This window comes from Lentzea sp. NPDC051208 (genome assembly GCF_040682435.1).
In the GTDB taxonomy this organism is placed as follows: Bacteria; Actinomycetota; Actinomycetes; order Mycobacteriales; family Pseudonocardiaceae; genus Lentzea; species Lentzea kristufekii.
Genome location: NZ_JBFBAW010000020.1, coordinates 111013 through 130615 on the forward strand (window position 1 = coordinate 111013; position 19603 = coordinate 130615).

The 19603-nt window shown below is 70.5% G+C and carries 18 protein-coding genes and 1 pseudogene; 9 read left to right on the top strand and 10 right to left on the bottom strand.

The genetic code is table 11. From position 1 onward, the window contains the following. Position 1: 1 nt before the first annotated feature. On the bottom strand, positions 2-1171 hold the full coding sequence (locus AB0M48_RS37040; protein ID WP_363851143.1) for a hypothetical protein: 1170 nt from the start codon (positions 1169-1171) through the stop codon (positions 2-4). 192 nt (positions 1172-1363) lie between these two features. Next, on the bottom strand, positions 1364-2281 hold the full coding sequence (locus tag AB0M48_RS37045; RefSeq protein ID WP_363851146.1) for a LysR family transcriptional regulator: 918 nt from the start codon (positions 2279-2281) through the stop codon (positions 1364-1366). A 106-nt stretch (positions 2282-2387) separates the two neighbouring features. On the opposite strand from AB0M48_RS37045, the gene AB0M48_RS37050 reads away from it, so the two are divergent. The 6 genes from AB0M48_RS37050 to AB0M48_RS37075 are packed head-to-tail and all read left to right on the top strand — an operon-like array spanning position 2388 to position 8314. Beyond that, positions 2388-3365, top strand: a complete 978-nt coding sequence (locus tag AB0M48_RS37050) for a fumarylacetoacetate hydrolase family protein (RefSeq protein ID WP_363851149.1) — start codon at positions 2388-2390, stop codon at positions 3363-3365. Further along, positions 3362-4315 carry a cyclase family protein gene (locus AB0M48_RS37055; protein ID WP_363851152.1) on the top strand — a complete coding sequence of 318 codons (954 nt, stop codon included), beginning with the start codon at positions 3362-3364 and terminating at the stop codon, positions 4313-4315. Before AB0M48_RS37050 ends, AB0M48_RS37055 begins: the two co-directional genes overlap by 4 nt. 13 nt (positions 4316-4328) lie before the next feature. Then, on the top strand, positions 4329-5453 hold the full coding sequence (locus AB0M48_RS37060) for an FAD-dependent oxidoreductase (protein ID WP_363851155.1): 1125 nt from the start codon (positions 4329-4331) through the stop codon (positions 5451-5453). Then, positions 5450-6454, top strand: coding sequence for an amidohydrolase family protein (locus AB0M48_RS37065; protein WP_363851158.1), 1005 nt, complete (start codon positions 5450-5452; stop codon positions 6452-6454). Before AB0M48_RS37060 ends, AB0M48_RS37065 begins: the two co-directional genes overlap by 4 nt. Next, positions 6451-7389, top strand: coding sequence for a VOC family protein (locus tag AB0M48_RS37070; RefSeq protein ID WP_363851161.1), 939 nt, complete (start codon positions 6451-6453; stop codon positions 7387-7389). The genes AB0M48_RS37065 and AB0M48_RS37070 overlap by 4 nt, the downstream gene beginning before the upstream one ends. A gap of 1 nt (position 7390) precedes the next feature. Further along, complete coding sequence (locus AB0M48_RS37075; RefSeq protein ID WP_363851164.1) at positions 7391-8314, top strand: fumarylacetoacetate hydrolase family protein; 924 nt, start codon at positions 7391-7393, stop codon at positions 8312-8314. A 278-nt stretch (positions 8315-8592) separates the two neighbouring features. Here AB0M48_RS37075 and AB0M48_RS37080 read toward each other — a convergent pair. From AB0M48_RS37080 to AB0M48_RS37090, 3 genes and pseudogenes are all read right to left on the bottom strand, one after another. Continuing rightward, positions 8593-8688, bottom strand: a pseudogene (locus AB0M48_RS37080) (oxidoreductase); the annotation flags it as partial. Between the two features lie 39 nt (positions 8689-8727). Beyond that, positions 8728-9930, bottom strand: coding sequence for an MFS transporter (locus AB0M48_RS37085; RefSeq protein WP_363851254.1), 1203 nt, complete (start codon positions 9928-9930; stop codon positions 8728-8730). A 177-nt stretch (positions 9931-10107) separates the two neighbouring features. Next, the gene (locus tag AB0M48_RS37090; RefSeq protein ID WP_363851167.1) at positions 10108-10980 is read right to left on the bottom strand and encodes an alpha/beta hydrolase; all 873 of its coding nucleotides are present in this window, start codon (positions 10978-10980) and stop codon (positions 10108-10110) included. 132 nt (positions 10981-11112) lie between these two features. Between AB0M48_RS37090 and AB0M48_RS37095 the strand changes: the two genes are divergently transcribed. After that, positions 11113-11736, top strand: a complete 624-nt coding sequence (locus AB0M48_RS37095; protein WP_363851171.1) for a hypothetical protein — start codon at positions 11113-11115, stop codon at positions 11734-11736. Positions 11737-11758: 22 nt separating this feature from the next. Here AB0M48_RS37095 and AB0M48_RS37100 read toward each other — a convergent pair whose 3' ends face one another. The 5 genes from AB0M48_RS37100 to AB0M48_RS37120 all read right to left on the bottom strand — a co-directional run bounded on the left by AB0M48_RS37100 (position 11759) and on the right by AB0M48_RS37120 (position 16875). Next, complete coding sequence (locus AB0M48_RS37100; protein ID WP_363851174.1) at positions 11759-12145, bottom strand: hypothetical protein; 387 nt, start codon at positions 12143-12145, stop codon at positions 11759-11761. Positions 12146-12165: 20 nt separating this feature from the next. After that, a complete protein-coding gene (locus tag AB0M48_RS37105) occupies positions 12166-14751 on the bottom strand; it encodes a CHAT domain-containing protein (protein WP_363851177.1) in 2586 nt (861 codons plus the stop codon). Then, complete coding sequence (locus tag AB0M48_RS37110; RefSeq protein WP_363851180.1) at positions 14748-15215, bottom strand: hypothetical protein; 468 nt, start codon at positions 15213-15215, stop codon at positions 14748-14750. Before AB0M48_RS37110 ends, AB0M48_RS37105 begins: the two co-directional genes overlap by 4 nt. 240 nt (positions 15216-15455) lie before the next feature. Then, the gene (locus tag AB0M48_RS37115; RefSeq protein ID WP_363851182.1) at positions 15456-15782 is read right to left on the bottom strand and encodes a hypothetical protein; all 327 of its coding nucleotides are present in this window, start codon (positions 15780-15782) and stop codon (positions 15456-15458) included. Positions 15783-15930: 148 nt separating this feature from the next. Continuing rightward, a complete protein-coding gene (locus AB0M48_RS37120; RefSeq protein WP_363851185.1) occupies positions 15931-16875 on the bottom strand; it encodes an acyltransferase domain-containing protein in 945 nt (314 codons plus the stop codon). A gap of 304 nt (positions 16876-17179) precedes the next feature. On the opposite strand from AB0M48_RS37120, the gene AB0M48_RS37125 reads away from it, so the two are divergent. Both AB0M48_RS37125 and AB0M48_RS37130 read left to right on the top strand, forming a co-directional pair. Next, a complete protein-coding gene (locus AB0M48_RS37125; protein WP_363851188.1) occupies positions 17180-18703 on the top strand; it encodes a non-reducing end alpha-L-arabinofuranosidase family hydrolase in 1524 nt (507 codons plus the stop codon). A gap of 268 nt (positions 18704-18971) precedes the next feature. Beyond that, positions 18972-19583, top strand: a complete 612-nt coding sequence (locus AB0M48_RS37130) for a glycoside hydrolase family 11 protein (protein WP_363851257.1) — start codon at positions 18972-18974, stop codon at positions 19581-19583. Positions 19584-19603: the final 20 nt, after the last annotated feature.

The following is a 19603-nucleotide window of genomic DNA, read 5'->3' on the forward strand; positions in this document are numbered from 1 at the left end:
GTCAGTGGTCGTACATGCGCTCCAGCGCCGCGCGGCGGGTGGTGACGTCGTCCGGATCGTCACCGAAGACGAGCAGGTGCAGCGTGGTCTGGTTGATCGGGTTGTCGGTGCGGCGGGTGTCGTGGCCGCCGGTGACGAGGAGCCCTCCGCGCAGCAGTGCGGGCCTCAGCGCGGCCAGCAGTGCGGCGACGGGGGCCGAGGTGGTGATCTTCGTGGACTCCGACGGCCGGTCCAGGGCGTCGGGGCGGATGGTGTGCAGCGCCAGCAGCGGGATGGACCCGCTGGTGATGCGGAAGTTGAGGTCGAGCATGACCATTCTGCCGTCCTGGGTCTGCGCGCAGTCGAGGCTGCACATGCCCCGGTAGCCGACGTCGGCGGCGCGCTGGGCGATCGCCAGGCACTCGGTGAGCAGGTCGGCGGGCAGGGGGATGACGAGTCCGAAGCGGCCGCCGGTGTAGACGCCGTCGGCGTCGATGCGCTGGTCGGTCACGGCGAGCAGGCGGGCCTTGCCGTCGGCGGCGACGTAGAGCTGGACGCCCCAGTTGCGGTGGATGTCGAGGTACTCCTCGACGACCACCTCGCTGAGGATGTCGGTGAACGCGGGCAGGTTCACCAGCTCGCCGGCCCGGTGCAGGTAGACGTCGAGGCTGGCGCCGTGCGCGGCGTTGGTGGCGGCCTTGAGGACCCAGGACTTCTCGGCGGGGGTGGCCTCGGCCAGTTCGCCGATGGTGACGATCTGCCGGCGGGCCTGGAAGCGCGGGTCGACGAAGGTGCTGATGCTGGCTTTGTTGTTGAGGTAGCCGACGAGCTCGGCGCTCTTCACGGAGCGTTCGTCCGGGTACAGGCTGGTGGGCTGTGGATATTCCATGGACATGAGCAGGCCGTCGCTGAGCGCTTCGGTCACGCGGGTGGCGAACTCGGCCTCGGTGCGGAACTCGCGCGGGTCGGTGCCGACGGGCAGGCCGCCGTCGCGGAGGGCGGCGAGGAGGTTGGGTTCGGTGCCGCCCGCGCTGCTGATGACGGGGGTGTCCGCCGCGATGGCGAGGGGACGGGCGGACAGGACGTCGCGGGTGTTGCGGTGTCTGCTCGACGGCACCGTCGGTTCCTGGGCGGGGCGCGCGCAGACGGCGATGTCGGGACCGTAGATGTCGGTGAGCGTGCGGGGGGCCACGGTCGGCGTGAGCGCGGAAGCGGTGATGGGAGATCTCCCTCGTGGGGTTGTTCCTGTACCCGGTCATGGGCGTGGAGCGGGGCGAACTGACCGGGAGCGGTGAAACGCGCCTGGATGAGGCGGCGTCCGCTCCGGGGTGAAGGCGCGCCGCCGGGGTGTGAACCGCGTGGGCGGGCGTAGGCGTCCACTGTCTCACGTTTCCCGGCTCCTGCCGTCCACGGTGAGACCGACTTTTTTGATCACCTCACGCAACCACGCATGCCCGGCGTCCTGGGCGTGCACCGGATGCCACCACATGGCCTCCTGGAGCGGCACGGAGGGGAAGGGCGAGGGCAGGACGCGGACGCCGGGAGCCGGCAGGAGCTCGACCAGTCGCCGCTGCGCGAGCGCGACGCGTCCGGTGCCGGCGACGAGCATGGGCAGCAGGTGGAACGAGGGGACCGAGATGTCCACGTGCGGGCTGATGCCGAGCATGCTCAGCTGCCGGGTCACGGGTGCGTCGTAGGCGCGTTGGTAGACCGCCCACGGCATGGTCGCGAGCTGGTCCAGGGTCAGTTCGTCGCCGATCTCGGGGTTGTCGTCGGCCACCAGGCAGACCCACTGGTCGCTGAACAGCTCCACCGCGGGATAGCCGTCGATGACGCCGTGCGGGAGCAGGAGACCGTCCACCGTGCTCAGCAGCGTGCCGAGGTTCTCCAGCAACGTCGGCGACGTCTGGTGGAAGGTCAGGTGGACTCCGGGGGCCTCGGCGTGCAGCGCGCGGGCCAGGGGGACGCCGAGGACCATCGCGCCGTAGTCGGAGCTGACGAGCGTGAACTCGCGGGTGTCGGTGGCGGGGTCGAACGTGGCCTGGCTGGTGAACACGCGTTCCAGCACGTCGCAGGCCGTGGCGGCGCGGTCGCGGAGAACGGCGCCGAGCGGGGTGAGGCTGTAGTGCGAGCCGGCGCGGGAGAGCAGCGGGTCGTCGAAGTGACGGCGAAGGCGCGCCAGGGCCGCGCTCATGGCCGGCTGCGTCAGGCCGATGCGCTGCCCTGCCCTGGTGACGTTGCGCTCCTCCAGCAGGGCGCGCAGGGCAACGACCAGGTTGAGGTCGAGATTCGACAGGTTCACCGCACCTCCAGTCATCCACAGCATGGATGGAGAGCATCAAGAACATTCATTTCCGTGATCCTCTGGTGGCGGCCACAGTAGTCCTCACGACACGGGAGGACACCTCATGGCAACACCGCCGCAACCCGTCCGGTTCGCGCTCGGCACCTTCTCCGGGACGGCAGGCCCGTCGTTCCCCGGTCTGGTGGTGGACGACCGCGTGGCCGACCTCGGCCGGGCCCTGGACTGGCGGCCGGCCTCGACGCTCGACGTCCTCGAGCGGTGGCCGGAAGTACTGCCCTCGTTGCGCCACATCGCGAGCGAGGCACAGGAGTGGCAGCCGCTGGACGGGCTGCGCGTGCACGCGCCGGTCGCGCCGCGGCAGGTCTTCCAGTCGGGAGCCAACTACCGGCAGCACGTCATCGACCTCGTGGTCGCGCACCGCCCGGCGGACTCCGCCGAGAGCGAGGAGCAGGCACGGGCGCGCGCCGCCGAGCTGATGGACCGTCGTGCGCGCGAAGACCAGCCGTACGTGTTCCTCGGTCTGCCGTCGGCGATCACCGGCCCCTACGACGACGTCGTGCTGCCGTCGTGGTGCGAGCAGCCGGACTGGGAACTGGAGCTGACCGCCGTGATCGGCACTCCGGCACACCGCGTCTCGCCCGAGGAGGCGTTGCGCCACGTCGCCGGCTACACGATCGCCAACGACCTCACGGCCCGCGATCTCGTGTTCCGCAAGGACATGCGGGAGATCGGCACCGACTGGCTGCGCTCGAAGAACGCGCCCGGTTTCACCCCGCTCGGCCCGTACGTCGTGCCGGCCGAGTTCGTACCCGAACTGTCGGACCTGCGGCTGACTCTCAAGCTCAACGGTGACACCATGCAGGACGAGTCCACAAAGGACATGATCTTCGACGTCGCCCGCATGGTCTCGTACGTCTCGCAGACCACCACGCTGCTGCCGGGCGATCTCGTCCTCACCGGTTCCCCCGCGGGCAACGGCATCCACCACGGGCGCCTGCTGCGCGACGGCGACGTCATGGAGAGCACCATCACCGGGCTGGGCGTCCAGCGCACCCGCTGCGTCGCCGAGGAGCGGGCATGAACCGCGCCGATCCCGAGTCCGCCATCGCCGAGGCGGCCGCGACGTGCTCCAACTGGGGCCGGTGGGGCGCCGACGACGTCCTCGGCACGCTGAACTTCCTCACCGAGGACCGGCGCCGCGCGGCCGCCGCGCTGATCCGCAAGGGCGCGAGTTTCTCGCTGTCGCAACGGTTCGACATGGACGGCCCGCAGAAGGGCTGGCGCCGCCGCACGAACCCGGTGCACACGATGCTGGACACCGGGACCGACGCGGCCGCGGGGCTGCAGGGCTTCCCGCACGGCATCGGGGGCGCGGACGACGTGATCTCCATGCCGTTGCAGTGCTCGACCCAGTGGGACGGCCTGGGGCACATCTTCGACCACGGCATGGCGTGGAACGGCCGTGACGCCGCCACCACCGTGACGTCCGCGGGTGACCTGGTCACCGGCATCGAGCACATGGCGGCCCACGTCGCCGGCCGCGGCGTGCTGCTCGACGTCGGCCGAGTCGTCGGTGGTGGCGAACTGCCCGACGGCTTCGCCATCACCGAGACCCACCTCGCCGCCACCGCCGAAGCCCACGGTGTCGACGTCGGCCCCGGCGACATCGTGCTCGTCCGCACCGGGCAGCTGTCCCGCGCGAGGCGGGACGGCTGGGGTGACTACGCGGGCGGGCCGGCGCCGGGACTGTCGTTCACCACCGCGCCGTGGCTGCACCGCACCGAGATCGCCGCGATCGCCACCGACACGTGGGGTTTCGAGGTGCGGCCCAACGAGTTCGACGACGCCTTCCAGCCGCTGCACCAGGTCGTCATCCCGCACATCGGGTTGCTGGTGGGGGAGATGTGGGACCTGGACGCGCTGGCCGGGGACTGCGCCGCCGACGGCGTGCACGAGTTCTGGCTGACCGCCGCGCCGTTGCCGATCACGGGAGCCGTCGGCTCGCCGGTGAACCCCGTCGCCGTGAAGTGACCGAGGAGCCTTGATGACCCGCACCGTGCTCGTCCTCGGCGGTGGCACCGCCGGGAACGCCCTGACCGTCCTGCTGCGCCGAGCCGGACACGCCGTCGACCTGGTGGAGGCCAAAGCCGACTGGAACGCCACCGCCGGATCCGGCATCACCCTGCAGGGCAACGCCCTGCGCGTGCTGCGCGAGGTCGGCGTGATCGAGGAGGTGCTGAGCGACGGGTTCCCGTTCGACGAACTGGGCATCCTCGCCCCGACCGGCGCGGTGCTGACCGTGCAGCCGACCGCCCGCATCGGCGGCGACGACCTGCCCGGCACCCTCGGCATGCAACGCCCGCGTCTGCAGCAGATCCTCATCGACGCCGTCCGCGCGTCCGGTGCCGCGGTGCGCCTCGGCCTCACCGCCACCAGCCTCGACCAGGACGGTGACGGGGTGGACGTCGGCTTCAGCGACGGCACGACCGGTCGCTACGACCTGGTCGTCGGCGCGGACGGCCTCAACTCCGCGACGCGCGCGATGATCGGTGTCGAGGAACGGCCCGTGCCCACCGGCATGGCCATCTGGCGCGCTCCGGTGCCTCGCCCGACCGGCCTCGACCACACCCAGATGATCTACGGCGGGCACTGCTTCATCGCCGGCTGCTGCCCGACCGGCCCGGACACGGCCTACGCGTACCTGGTCGAACGCAACCGCGACCGCGACACCATCGACCCGGCGGCCCACGCGAAGGAGATGCTGCGGCTGGCCCAGGGCTACGGCGGGCCGTGGCAGGAGATCCAGGCCGCGCTGACCGACGCGGCGGTGGTCAACTACACGTGGTTCGACCGCCTGCTGGTGGAGGGGCCGTGGCACCGCGGCCGGGTCGTGCTCGTCGGCGACGCCGCGCACGCCTGCCCGCCGACCCTGGCCCAGGGTGCCGCGATGTCGTTGGAGGACGCACTCGTCCTCGCCGAACTGCTGTCCACTCAGGACTCTTGGGACGACGCCCTGCTCACCGAGTACCGCGATCGCCGCTATCCACGCGTGCGCGCGGTCGTCGACGCTTCAGTCCAGCTCGGGCAGTGGCTGCTCGACGGAGTGCGCGACGCGGACGTGCCGGGACTGATCGGCCGCACGATGGCGACGCTGGCGCGGCGCCCGTGACCGCCCCGACCGTGGACGTGCACGCCCACGTCCTGCTGCCCGAGGTGGAACGGCTCGTCGCCGACGAGCCCGCGCTGGCCGCCGCCCGTGAGCTCGACGCCCGCCGCAACGGCCCCGACGCGCTGGCCGTCAACGGCCGGATGGTCCGCGACCGGCTCGGGTTGCTGACCGACGTCGCACAACGACTGTCCGCCATGGACAGTGCCGGGGTGGACGTGCAACTCGTGAGCCCTTCCCCGTCGCACTACCACTACTGGGCGGACCGCGACCTCGCCCGGACGGTGTGGGAGACCGCCAACACCGCCACTGCGAAGCACTGCGCCCACGCGCCGGACCGGCTGCGCGGCCTGGGGCTGGCGCCGTTGCAGCACCCGCACCTGGCGGTGCAGGCCCTCGACCACGCGCTGGGAGAAGGACTGGCCGGAGTGGAGATCGGCAGCCACGCACCCGGCCGTGAGTTGTCCGATCCCGCCTACGAGCCGTTCTGGGAACTGGCCGCCGAGACCGGTGCGGTCGTGTTCCTGCACCCCTTCGGCTGCACCCTGGACGAGCGCCTGGACCGCTGGTACCTGTCCAACAGCGCCGGACAGCCGACGGAGAACGCCGTCGCGCTGTCCCACCTGATCTTCTCCGGCGTGCTGGACCGCCACCCGCGCCTGCGGATCGTGGCCGCGCACGGCGGCGGCTACCTGCCCACCCACCTCGGCCGCGCGGACCACGCGTGGCGGGTTCGTCCCGACGCGAGGAGCTGCGCGCACCCGCCGAGCCACTACGCCCGGCGGCTGTGGTTCGACTCGCTGGTCCACGACCCCGCGGTCCTGCGCGAACTCGTCCGCGTCGCGGGACCGGACCGGGTGCTGCTCGGCTCGGACTTCCCGTTCGACATGGGCACCGACGACCCGGTCGCCGCGCTGCGCGCCGCTGATCTGAACGAACCCGACTTCCACGCCGTCCGCGGTGGCAACGCCGCCGCACTGCTCAACCCGAAGGAGACCCCGTGACCAGGCGACTGCTCACCCACCTGCGGCACGTCGACCTCGCCGTGCCCGACTACGACAAGCAACGGGAGTTCTACGCCGGCGTCTGGGGCCTGACCGAGGTCGCGAACGACTCCGGTCTGAGCTTCCTGGCCGCGGAGGGCTCGCCCGAGCAGTACGTGGTGCGGCTGCGCAAGGCCGACGAGAAGCGCCTGGACCTCGTCGCGTTCGGTGCCGAGAACGCGGCCGACGTGGACGCGCTCGCCGACCAGCTCATCGCCGCCGGCGTCACGCTCATCAGCACCCCGGACGAGCTCGGCACGCTCGGCGGCGGCTACGGCTTCCGGTTCTTCGACGTCGACGGCCGCACCGTCGAGGTCTCCGCCGACGTGGAGAACCGGCAGCACCGCCGCGTCGAGGAGAAGGAGGCCATCCCGGTCCGGCTCTCGCACGTGGTGCTCAACTCGCCCGACCTGAACCGGACCAGGGCCTGGTACGAGCAGCATCTCTCGTTCGCGCTGTCGGACACCCTCAGCTCGCCGCACATGGGCGAGGTCATGCACTTCATGCGCATCAACCCGCAGCACCACAGCCTCGCCCTGGCCAAGGGGCCGCACACCGCGCTGCACCACATCTCGTTCGAGATGCGCGGCGTGGACGAGTACATGCGCGGCACCGGACGCCTGCTGCGCGCCGGCGTGCGCAAGATCTGGGGACCGGGCCGCCACCTGGCGGGCGACAACACGTTCTCCTACTTCCTCGACCCCCACGGCAACACCGTCGAGTACACGACCGAGCTCGAACTGCTGGACGAGGACACCTGGCATCCCAGCGTCTACGACTTCTCGCAGCCCGAGGTCACCGACCAGTGGGGCACCGCCAACCCGATGAACGAGCTGGTGGCCAAGGAGTCCTTCAACGACCCCGACCGCGGCTGCTTCGTCGCCCCTCCGGTGTGACATGCGGTTCGCCACCTACCTCCACGACGGCCGGCAGCAGGCCGGCGTGCTGAACGACGACGAGCGGCTGCGCCCCCTCGGCACTTCGCTGATCGACGTGCTCGGCGACTTGCCGGGCGCCGCCGCCCTCGCCGGTCCGGCGGGGCCGCACGTGTCGGAGGTGCGGCTGCTCGCGCCGCTCCAGCCTCCGAACGTGCGCGACTTCGTCACCTTCGAGGAGCACGTCGAGGGCATGCGAGCGGGGGCAGGCGTGCCCGAGCAGTGGTACGCCGCGCCCACGTTCTACTTCGGCAACCCCTACGCCGTGATCGGCCCGCACGACGACGTGCCCGTGCCGCCCGGTTCGGAGGCGCTGGACTTCGAGCTGGAGGTCGCGGTCGTCATCGGACGCGAAGGCCGCGACCTCACGCCGGGGCAGGCCCGCGACCACATCGCCGGGTACACCATCTTCAACGACTGGTCCGCCCGCGACCTGCAGACCGCGGAGATGGCGGTCGGCCTCGGCCCGTGCAAGGGCAAGGACACCGCCACGACGCTCGGCCCGTGGCTCGTCACGCCCGACGAGCTGGAGCACCACCGCGACGCCGACGGCCTGCTGCGCCTGGCGCTGACCGCCGAGGTCAACGGCCGCGTGGTGGGCTCCGACCTGCTGTCCAACATGAGCTGGACGTTCGAGGAGATGGTCGCCTACGCGTCCCGGGGCACGGCCGTGCGCCCCGGTGACGTGCTCGGCTCCGGCACCTGCGGCAACGGCGGCTGCCTGGCCGAGCTGTGGGGCAGGGGAGCCGAGCGGAATCCCCTGCGCCCCGGCGACGTCGTCACCCTCACCGTCGAGGGCATCGGCGCCGTCAGCACCACCGTGGTCCCCGGAGCGGAGGTCAGGCCGCTGCCGCGCGCCCGCCACCGGCCGCGGACCAGGCCGTGACCGCCCTACGACGACGCGTTCCACCAGCTCGGGCTCGAACACCTGGCGTTCGTGGTGGTGATCGGGCCCGAGCGCTATTTCGTCGGCGTCGTCGTAACCGATGATCGCCAGCTCGCCGGGCACCGCAGCGCCGCCGCACGATCGCTCTGCAGCTGACACAAAACGGGGCCGGTGCCTGGACACCGGCCCAGTTTCCACGCGATTCGCACACGTATCGGAAGCGATTCCCACGCGCGGCAGAGATGTCCGCGGTGGGCACGAACCGTTCGGTGTGGACCTAGGTCCAGCAGACCCGGCTCGTCCTGCGGGACAACGGTGACGCGGTCACCGTGACCGGCCGGCTCGTCGCGGAACGCCATGCCGGCGCGGCTTCGGCGCGGACCATCCCGTTGGGCAGCACCAGGTCGATCAGGTCACCCATCGGCGAGCACCGGTTTCGCGTCGGTCGGCTTCACCGCTCTGGTGACCGCGGAGAGCAGGATCGAGAGGGCGGCGATCACCAAGAGCGCGGAGGAGAGACCGCTGATCGCCGCGGACAGGGCCAGAACCACCAGGGGGCACACGAACTGCCCGATGAACAGCGCCGCCGTCCACATCCCCGACGCGCGGGGGCGTTGCGCGAAGGTGAGCCGGCCCAGCGCCCAGGTGACCAGCGCGGGCAGCAGCAGGCCGTTCCCGAGACCGGTGACGGCGGCGCCGACGACGACCAGGGGAGTGCTCGGTGCGAACGCGAGCACGGCCAGGCCGATGCCGGACAGCAGGAACGCGAGGGTCACGGTGACCCCGGGCCCCCGATGTGCCAGCGGGGTGAACAGGAACGCGCCGGCGGCGGTGGCGAGCGAGGCCAGCGCGCTGATCATGCCGATGGTGGCGGACGAAACGACACCGACACCGCCCAGCACGTACGGCAGCTCGACGATCAGCGTGTAGAACACCATGCCGCCCACCAGCGTGACGCCGATGGGTGCTGCCAGCAGCCGCCACGCGAGCGCGACCCTGCTCGTGCGATCCTGACGGTCCGCGGGCTCCCAGAGGTACCGGATCGCCATCAGCGCGAGGGGCAGACTCGCGGCGTAGAGCCAGAACGGCGTGCGCCAGCCCTGGGCTCCGAGGAGCCCGCCCAGCGCGAAGAACAGCGTGGCCGCGACAGTCGTGTACACGGTCTGAAGACCGAAGTACCGCTGCCTTTGCCGGCCGTGGAAGTAGTCCGCGAGCAACGTGGTGCAGCACGTCATGATGGCGGCCTCGGCGATTCCGACGAGGACGCGGCTGGCCACGACCAGTTCCAGCGTGGGCAGCCACAGCGGTGCGGTGCCGAAGATCCCGTACGCGACGAGCCCGACGACCAGCAGCCTCTTGCGCCCGGTCCGTTCCACGACCCGACCCGCGAAGGGAGCGGTGAGCCCGATCACCAGGGCGGGCGCGGTCAGGACGATCGGGGCGAGCGCCGAAGCCCCCGGCGTCGAGGCGAACGCCTCCTGGATCGCCGGCAGGACCGGAGCGAGCAGCACCGATCCGAGCACCGGGAGACAGCTCGCGAGCAGCAGGACAAGAGCTTGGGCACGTCCCGCCGATCGCTCGCGATCAGTGAGGAGGCTGCCGCCGGGGCGTCTCAGTGGCTGCTCGGGACGTGAGGCTCGTTGCGACACAGGCATCTCCGGTGAGGTGCACCTGCCGATCTCCGATGACCGGCAACACTGGCCTCAGTTTTGGTGCGCGGGATCCCGTGCGGAAATCACTAGTTCTGACTGCGGGTATCCATCGCGTGGATGGCCGCGTCGGTCAAGTGGTGGCTAGGCGCGCGTCAGCGTCTGGGCCAGGAACGGCAGGGCGAGTGCGAGGACCTGGTCGGGCGTCTGCACGTGCGGGTAGTGGCCTGCTCCCTCGATGATCGCCAGTTCGCCGCGGCCGCGAGGCAGGTCGGCGATGACCTTCTCGCCCTCGGCGCGCGGGTCGGCCCAGTCGGGGTCGGCGGTGCCCATGACGACCAGGACCGGACACGGGACGTTGGCGAGCTGCGCCCCGGCGTCGGCGGGGCTGGTCTTGCACATGGCCTGGAGGACCTTCATCCGGCCGGGTTCGCTCAGTTTGGACTCGATGCGGGCGAGTTCGGCGTCCCAGTCGGCGGGCTTGGCCGGAACTGCCAGGTCGAGGTACTTCTTCCAGCCTTCCGAGCTGCCACCGAACATGACCTTCGCGAGCTGGGTGTAACCCGCGCGGAAACGCTTGACGCGCACCAGTCCTGCGAGGTCGAGGGACTGCGCGCGGGTGAACGGCGCGAGCTCGACGACGCCGGTGATCACGTCGGGTGCGGTGGCGGCCGCGATCGTCGCGGCGCCGCCGCTGATCGACTGGCCGATGATCACGGCGGGGCCGCCGAGGTGGCGGACCACGGCGACCAGGTCGCCCGCGATGTCGGTGCGGCTGTAGCCGTTCCAGTCCAGGCTCGAGTCACCGCACCCGCGGAGGTCGACGTTCGCGACCCGGTAACCCTGTGCGGCCAGCGCCGGGGCCAGGAAGCGGTAGGAGTGGCGGCTGTCACCGATGCCGTGCGCCAGCACGACGAGCGGCCCCTGGCCGGTCACGTCGTACGCGATGGTGCCGCCGTCGATGTTCAGGTACTCGGTCATGCCGTCCTCCGAAGCGAAGCTAATGTCGTTAGCCATAAGCTAAGCGAATTAGCCAACTCGTGTCAACGCTGCGGAGCCCAGCCGGGCAAGGCTGAGATGATCGAGAGCGCGTGGCTGCGGCCGAAGGTCGTCAGGGCGGCACCGAAGCCGGGGAAAGGACGCCACCGCGTGGAAACGGAAGAACTGCTGTGGCGCTTGGCCGACAGGTACGCGCCCGCCCCACCCGCGCGCTCGGTCGCGACCAGGCCCACGTGGTTCGACCACGCCGATGGCCTGGTCGTGCTGAACGGTCCGATCACCTGGGAGACCCCGTGGCGCGCCGAGGGCGGGTTCGACCACGCCCTGCCGCCGGGCAGCCATCCGGTGCACGTGGGTTCCGTCCGGCACACCCCGGACGGCGAGGACCCGGACGCGTCCTGGTTCACCGTCACGCTGGTCGTGATCCCGCTGGCCGAGCCCTCCCGGATCGCCGCGGCGGACTGGGACGTCCCCGGCTACCACGACGTCCACCTCGTCGAGGACTACGCCGTGCTGTGGGGTGAAGAGGCGATGCGCGCGTCGCTCCCGCACGACGAGGACGGCACACCCTCGTTCGTCCGTGACGCGCCGGCGGAGATCCGGGCCAGAGGACCGCGGCACCGGCGGGACAACTGGACGAACGTGGTGCTGGACCGGGAGACCGGAGCCAACGCCTTCGTCCTCCCCGTGCACCACGCCGAACACCTCACCGGCTACGAGATCACCGATGACCAGGGCGAACTGCTCTGCCTCGTGCCGGCGGCGTGCGAGTAGCGCCGCCGGCACGAGGGGCGGGTCAGCGGCCGGTGGTGAGCTCGTCCGGGGGGTCGCACTCCCGCACGATCCACTGGTTCTTCGCGTTGTCCCAGGAGACGCGCAGCCACTCGTCACCGCGAGGCGGGAGCCGGACCTGCTTCATCCGCTCGGTCATCTGAGAGGTCATCCGCGCCGGCATCCGCAGCACGACGCGGGTGTCGTCGGAGAACAGGGTGACCGTGCCCGAGTTCTCGATCTCGCCCTTGGTGCGCTTGCGCTCCGGCCTGGACAGCAGCTCCTTGATCTTGGCGTAGACGTCTTCACCACCCTTGGTGACGATCGCCTGGACGAACGGCAGCAGCGCCGAACCGACGGCCGCTCCCATCAGGACGTCGAGCACTCCGCGATCGGACTCGTCATCGGTCATGCCGACCATGATGCCGGAGATCAACCTCCCACGTGCACGAACGGAGCCCACTGTGCGGGGGTGCGGCTGCCGCGCACCTTCCGGACGGCCGTGTGGAGCGCGATCGCGGGTGACGAGGTCTCGGCCAGCGCGTCGTAGTAGTGGCTCGCGACGAGCTGGGCCGTGCGGTCGCCGACGGGCCAGAGGGTTCCGATGACGTGCCGGAAGCCCGCCATGTGGAAGGCGCCGGTGATGTGCAGCGACTCGTCGGTCAGCTCCGGTGGTGCCGCGCTGGTCTCGCACGCGGACAGGAACGCGATCTCCGCGCGGGCCAGGCGCAGGCGCGCGATGTCGTTCACGCTCAGCGGTTCCTCGATGTGGTCCCACAACACCAGCCGGCCCTCGCCGCCGATGCCGGAACTCGTGGCGTGACAGGCGAAGTGCACCCAGCGGTGGCGCGACAACGCTTTCAGGACCGTCTGCCGCAGCGCCCGGTCCGCGGTGAGGACGTGCGGGCGTGCGAATCGGGCCGCGATGTCGTCCGCCTCGTCCTGCGCGGCCGGGAGGTCCGGCACGCCCGGCGCCACCGGCACGGCCACGATCAACGGGTCGTCCGGCCGGGTGATCGCGGACGCCTCCCACACCGACACGAGGCTCCGGAGGGTCGGTGCGCAGGACGAGACGAACCTGTCCACCACGTCGGTGGCGGCGTGCAACGGCAGCGCGGACATCGGGCCAGTCGGGATCCACCAGAGCCGTGCCGGAGCGGTGTGGGCCGGATCGGTGGGGAGCGGCAGCCGCTCGACGACCACACGCCCCAGCCAGGACAGGACGGAGTCGATCTCGTCCGCCGGGGCGAGGCGGAACCGCTCCGCGCGGGCCGCGAGGTCGTCGAGCCTCAGCTCCGGCAGGGCGACCGGCACGACGTCCCCCTCGGCGATCACCAGCGCGTCGCACCGCAACGCACTCACGTTCACGACGACCACCGGTCCGCGCCCGACGGCGTTCACGAGCTCCTGCACCGCGGGAGGACGCAGGAAACCCGCGAAACCCGGTAGTGACCGGATGGAATCGACCAGGTGGTGCCACTCCTCGATCAGGGCGTGCCTGCGTTCGCCGCTCAGCCCGGCCTCGTCGCGGAGGAACGACGCGCTGTCCGGGGTGTCGAGCGCGGTCCGCAGCTCGTCGAACCGCCGCGCGAGATCGGGGTGCCGCTCCGCGAGATCGGTGAGTTCGGTCCTGGCGTCGAGGGCGTGCCCGAGCATCACGCCACGGCCCTGTTCCAGCAGTGCCACGGCGAGCCGCGGATCACCGGCCTGGATCGCGCAGGCCGCGGCGTCGGACGCGAGCCCGGCGAACGCGGTGAGCGCCCGTTCCCGGTCGGCCTGGGTGACGTGCCTGGGTGCGGTGCGCGGCAACAGTTCTACGGCCAGCCGGAACGCGTCCAGCGCCGCCTGCCAGTCCTGGACCCGCACCATCTCGTACGCCTGCAGCCTGGCCGCCTCCACCCGCATCCGGGGCGGGAAGCCGGGTTCCCCGGCGACCTGGCGGTACAGCGCGAGTGCCGCGGCGCCGTCGCCGGCGAAGGCGAGCGCGAGACCGTGTTTCAGCATCGCGTCGGCGCGAGTGGGATGTCCGTGCGGCGTGGACCGCACCGCGTCCTCGGTGGCACGGGCCAGCCGGCGTGCCGTGCGCCGCAACCGGAAAGGCAAGCGAGGCGCCCGGCCGGTGCCGGGCGCGAGCCGGTGCGGCGTCATGTCACCGCGGTGCGACGACACCAGTGCGAGCCGCCGGCACTCCGCCAGCACGGCGGAGCGTTCCGCGCGGTTGGGATGACCGGGCGGGCTCTCCTTCAGCGCCTGGTGAACGAGCTCGGTCGCGGTGCGCAGGTCTTGGACCCGTCCGGTCGCGCTGTGGCGGGCGAGCAGGACGAGTGCGAGGTTGGACTGGAACCGGGCGCGAAGTGAGCGCGTCCGCGCCCGCGGCACCACCGAGCCGGCCAGCACCGCGGCTTCGTCGAGCAGGCCTATGTCCCTTGTGGACTGAAATCGCAGCCGCAGTGCCTCCGCGAGGTTCGACTTGGCGTTGACCAGGTCGTCGCTGCCCGAGTCGGCGGCGTCGACCGCCTGGCGGAACAGCGCGATCGCGCTGTCCAGCGCGGAGCTGTCGCCGAAGTGCAGGTGCAGGGCGAGCAGGCCGTCGCCCTGGTTGTTCAGACGCGCGGAACGCCGGCGGTGCTGTGGACTCGTCACCTCCACCGCCTGACGGCTGGCCGCGACCGCCTCCATGAGGTCCTCACGCGACCCCGTCACCCTCCACCGCAGCCGCAACGCTCCCGCGAGGTTGGCCAGGTACGACGGCAGCCGTTCGGTGTCGCCGGGATGCCGGCCGGCCGCGTCGCGCAGCAGCGCGACGGCCTCGTCCAGGTCTCCCCGGCTGCCGAGCACCTCGTAGCGCGACCACAGCGCGATGGCGAGACCGTTCGCGACGGCCCCGTCCATCCGCGACCGCGCCAGTGCGCGGAAACCGCTGATCGCCGCTTCGAGCCGGGACTGCTGTCCCGTCAGCTCGAAGGCCCGGAAGTGCTCGGAGGCGCGCTCGTAGTCGCCGCCGCCGGAGAAGATCATGAGCGGCGGTGCCGGGCGCAGTCGGCCGCCGTGCTCGGATCACCATGTCCCACATGGCATTCGGCCATCCACGCGCCGACGCCGAGCATCAGCGGTATGTCTCCCATCGGAGTGCTCAGCGACGGGGCCTTGCCGATCGCGGGACAGGGCAGCATTCCCTGCCGCAGCACCACCGACAGGTACTCGCTGCGCACCCGTTCGACCCTGTCGTCGCCGAGCGGGAGCACGTCGCCGATCCTCGTGATCGCGAGCAGGACCGCGCAGTGCGGGCAGGCGTTGCCGTCCTCGTCCGCCACGATCTGGAACGGCTTCTTGCGATCTCCCCGGCGCGCTTCCCACTTGACGATCACGGTGCCGCCCACCTGGTACATCAGGTAGAGGTGGGTCATGTCGGGGCTGATGCCCCGCGCCACCCCGTCCGCGAAGCCTCTCGCGGTGACCTTCCGCGTTCCTCGTCCGAACATCCGGCCCCCTCTCGTCACCGGCTAGTCACACTACGTGACCATCGGTGTCGAGTGGGCCGAAACAGATGAACTCGTCGCTCCCGGCAGGAAGTTGCAAATGCGCAGGCTGTGCCTGCAAGAGCGTTCGATGGCAGAGCCGGGCACGATCGTGTCGGTGGCTCGGGGCGGGCCGCGGTGTGGCGCGACCGTGCGGATCAAGTGTGGCGAGTGCGAGGACCGCGGTCCATGGGGCAATCGCGGTCAGATCAGGCCGAGCCGCCTGGGTTCCGCGGCCGCCAGTGCCCCCTGGAGCACCGCCTGCTTCCCGCGCGGGCCGAACATCGCCTCGACCTGGCCGGGCATCGCCGCGGCCCACTGCTCGTCTCCGTTGCGCAGCGCGATGCGTCGCAGTGCCGGTGCCACGTGCGTGACCACCGGTGGTGTCACCTCGCGTCCGGCGGCGTCCTGCACTGCCGGCGCAGACCGCGATCCCGACCACGAGGTCTCGAAGTGCGTCCGCCATCCCTTCCTCTCGGCGAACTCGACTGCCACCCGCGGCTGCCGCGCCCCCTCCGCGATGTCGCCCATCGCGCTCGCCGGGCGCCGTGAGGTGCGCCCGGCAGTCCAGGTCCGCGTGGTCGACCCCCTTGGTCTGGCGATCGCTGCCACATGCCCTCTGTAGCTTCAGTGTTGACCGAAATCCAACATGCGCGCGGCGAGGACGGCGCCGGAACCGCTAGATCGGGAACCGGCCTCGGCGCCAGTGCCAGTGGCGGCCTGCCCGCAGGTGGTCGACGACCGCGCGCTGGAGCACCGTGTCGCGCGGCAATCGTTCGAGCGGGGTCGACAGCGTGCGGAACACGAACCGCCGCACCTCGACGTCGGCGTCCAGCCCTTCCTGCTCCTCGTGGGGTTCCAGCTCGAACCTCTGCTGGAACCGGACGATGTTGGAGTCCTCCGGCAGGTACTCCCGCAGCTGCGGGTCGAGCAGCCACGAGCCGCAGGAGAACGCCGTGTAGTGCTCGTCGGGGAAGTGGCGCGGGAAGAACGCGCGGGCTTCGTCGAGTGACGCCGTGACCGCTTGCGGGGTCAGCGGGCCCGAGTCGGGGATGTGCAGGGAGAGCGCGGTGTCACCGCGGTGGTGTTGAAGGCGGCCGAGTTCGTAGACGGCTCCGCGCGTGTGCAACGTCAGCCAGCTCTGCATGACCGGCCAGCCCTCGCGGTTCATCCGCCTGTCGATCGCGAGGTTGCGGCCCAGGTCGGCGAGAGTCGTCCGCGACACGGCGTCGGGGATGCCGTGCTCGCGGTGGTAGTGCGTGACGACGTCGACCAGGGCCAGGTACGCGTACACGTAGAGGTGCCGCCAGGCGGGACCCCGGTCGCGCGGCAGCGCAGGGCCGGGTGGCAGCCACTGGTGGCCGCCGAGATCGGCCCGGACCAGGGCGATCGAGCGGTCCAGCAACCAGCGCAGCTCCGGCGTCCACAGTGGAGAGTCGGCGTCCGGCCAGCCCGCCATGACCTCGGCGGCGTCGTCCGGCCGTACTCCGAGGCGGTCGAGGATCGCGGGCGCGTCGGCCTTGGCGGGCAGCGGGGCGGACGGCCGGTCACCGGCGAGCCGGTGCACGCGGCTGATCTCTTCGGCGGTGACGCCGAGCCGGGCGGCGGTGTCCTCCAGATCCACACGGACGACCCTACCGGGCCGCTGCCGCGCCGGTGCGGCTCGAATGCGCTCAAAGAATCCGTCTTTTTTAGCAACGAACAATGCGCCGACCTGCTGTGCGCGTTCCCAGTCGAACGCATTCGACAGTTCTTGACCGAGCGGAGATCATCCCTCAGAGTTGATGGAGGCGGCCCTATCCGCCGCACAGACATCTCTGTGACGTAATTGCCGTTCGCCCTCAAAGGGCGCGGCGGACCGCTCGGCGCAAGCGGTCCGCCGAACGTCGCATCTCGCGGTCTTCGCCTCAATGAAGAGGAGCACGTTCATGGCCGGATCAGGCCACCCCCCGTCCACTTCCGTTCCCCGCGCCCGCAGACGTCGCGCGGCCGGCATCACCGCCGCCGTGGCCGTCCTGATCGGCGGTCTGGTGGCGGCCTTCAGCGCGGCGCCCGTGTCGGCGGCGACCGTCGACACCACCGCCTGGTACGTCCTGGTCAACCGCAACAGCGGCAAGGCCCTGGACGTCTACAACCTCGCCACGAACGACGGCGCGCGCATCACCCAGTGGGCCCGCAACGACGGCAGCCAGCAGCAGTGGCAGTTCGTCGACTCCGGCGGCGGCTACTACCGGCTGAAGTCGCGGCTGTCGGGCAAGGTCCTCGACGTCCACAACTTCTCCACCGCAGACGGCGGCGCCATCGTCCAGTGGGCCGACTCCAACGGCACCAACCAGCAGTTCCGCCTCGCCGACTCCGACGGCGGGCACGTGCGGCTGGTCAACCGCAACAGCAACAAGGCCGTCGAGGTCCAGGGCGGCTCCACCGCCGACGGCGGCAACGTCGTCCAGTACAGCGACTGGGGCGGTGCCAACCAGCAGTGGCAGCTCGTCCGCGTCGGCGGCGGGACGAACCCCACCACCACGACGAGCAACCCGCCCGGCGGGTGCTCACTCCCGTCGACCTACCGCTGGTCGTCCACGGGCCCGCTGGCGCAGCCGAAGCAGGGCTGGGTGTCGCTCAAGGACTTCACCCACGTCCTCTACAACGGCAAGCACCTGGTCTACGCGACGACGCACGACACGGGCACGACGTGGGGCTCGATGAACTTCGGGACCTTCACGAACTGGTCCGACATGGGTTCTGCCAGCCAGAACGGGATGAGCACCGGCGCCGTCGCCTCCACGCTGTTCTACTTCGCGCCGAAGAACATCTGGGTGCTGGCCTACCAGTGGGGTCCGACCGCCTTCAGCTACCGGACGTCGAACGACCCGGCCAACGCCAACGGCTGGTCGTCGCCGCAGACGCTGTTCACCGGGAGCATCCCCGGCTCCGACACGGGCCCGATCGACCAGACGCTCATCGCCGACGACACGCACATGTACCTGTTCTTCGCCGGTGACAACGGCAAGATCTACCGCGCCAGCATGCCCATCGGGAACTTCCCCGGCAGCTTCGGCTCGTCCTGGACCCAGATCATGAGCGACACGAAGGCGAACCTGTTCGAGGGCGTCGAGGTCTACAAGGTCCAGGGCCGCAACCAGTACCTCATGATCGTCGAGGCGATGGGGTCCGGCGGGCGCTACTTCCGCTCGTTCACGTCCAGCAGCCTGAGCGGCTCGTGGACGCCGCAGGCCGCCACCGAGAGCAACCCGTTCGCCGGCAAGGCCAACAGCGGGGCGACCTGGACCAACGACATCAGCCACGGCGACCTGATCCGCACCAACCCCGACCAGACCAAGACCATCGACCCCTGCAACCTGCAGCTGCTCTACCAAGGGCGCGATCCGAACTCCGGCGGCGACTACGGCCGGCTGCCGTACCGGCCGGGCCTGCTGACGCTGCAACGCTGATCACCGGACGCACCTCCGTCCGCGAATGGGAATGATCGAAGAACGGCATCATCATTGATCCGCCGAGAAGTTTCGAAACATTATCGAAACTTCTCGGCGGTCTTATGAAGCCGGTTCGGCGCTGCTAGTGTCGAAAAAGTTTCGACCGCTGCCGTGCCCACCTCAATGCTGAGGAGTACCGCATATGGCTGAAGCCCATTTTCGACCGTCGAGCCGCAAACGCGGCCGAATGGCACTGCTCGTCAGCGGTGCCTGCACCGCGCTCGTCATGGCGATGACGCCGGTCGTCGCCGCCGCTGATGTGGGCATCGCCGCCACGTGCTCGAGCCAGACGGGCAACAACGGCGGGTACTACTACTCGTTCTGGACCGATGGTGGCGGCAGGGTCTGCATGGAGTTCGGATCCGGCGGCAACTACAGCACGTCGTGGAGCAACGTCGGCAACTTCGTCGGCGGCAAGGGATGGAGCAACGGTTCACGCCGGACCGTGAACTACTCCGGCAGCTTCAACCCGTCCGGCAACGCGTATCTGACCCTGTACGGGTGGACGTCGAACCCGCTGGTCGAGTACTACGTCGTCGACAACTGGGGCAACTACCGGCCCACCGGCACGTACAAGGGCACGGTGACCACCGACGGCGGCACGTACGACATCTACCAGACGATGCGCTACAACGCGCCCTCCGTGGAAGGCACCAAGACGTTCCCGCAGTTCTGGAGCGTCCGGCAGCAGAGGCGGACGGGTGGATCGATCACCACCGGCAACCACTTCGACGCGTGGAACCGGGCCAACATGCGGCTCGGCAACTTCAGCTACTACATGATCCTCGCGACCGAGGGGTACCAGAGCAGTGGCAACTCCAACATCACGGTGAGATGAGCTCTGCCGCGTGACGCGAT